General features: G+C 27.9%; 2 protein-coding genes. One reads left to right on the top strand and one right to left on the bottom strand.

Features of this window, described 5'->3' with window-relative positions; translation table 11 throughout:
* Positions 1-39 precede the first annotated feature (39 nt).
* The gene (locus tag N3A72_12460; protein MCX7920389.1) at positions 40-222 is read left to right on the top strand and encodes a hypothetical protein; all 183 of its coding nucleotides are present in this window, start codon (positions 40-42) and stop codon (positions 220-222) included.
* Between the two features lie 50 nt (positions 223-272).
* Here the strand turns inward: N3A72_12460 and N3A72_12455 are convergent.
* A partial coding sequence (locus N3A72_12455; GenBank protein MCX7920388.1) for a PAS domain-containing protein occupies positions 273-605 on the bottom strand: 333 nt, incomplete at its 5' end.

Raw genomic sequence — 605 nt, 5'->3', positions numbered from 1 at the left:
ATCTAAATCATTAACCAATAAACTAAACGGAGGTTTAAAATGAAAGCTGTAAAAGTATTAGTAGTAATGTTATTAGTATCAATGTTTGTTTTTGCTCAAGAAGCTCCTAAAAAAGAAGCTAAAGCTGAAAAAACAAAAACAACAGAAGTAAAGAAAGCTGAAACAAAGAAAGCTAAAAAAGAAGAAAAGAAAGAAGAGAAAAAAGAAGAAAATAAAAAATAATCTCTCCTTTGAATTTCAAAAAGAAGGGCATTTTTAATGCCCTTTTTTTGTTATAATAACCTTTTTTCACCTTCCAATTCTCTAAAATGTTTTATATCTTGAACCATTTCAACACAACCTTGATATTCGTTATTTTCATTTCTAACAGCAAAGTAAGATATATACACAAATTTATCTTGAAAATTAATCCAGAATTCAGCGCTATCTCTTGTTCCTGCTTTCATTTCTTCTAAAATTTTATTTACTAAATGAACGCTTTTTTCGGGATGGCACTTTTGAACAGCTCTTCCTATTACTCCTAGTGATCTATGAAAAATTTTCTTTTTGTTTTGATGCGAAAAGTATCTGACTATATCATTTTCGTCAACAAAAGATAATTCAAC

This window comes from bacterium (assembly GCA_026416715.1).
In the GTDB taxonomy this organism is placed as follows: Bacteria; UBP4; UBA4092; order JAOAEQ01; family JAOAEQ01; genus JAOAEQ01.
This window is presented reverse-complemented; position numbering and strand designations above follow the sequence as displayed.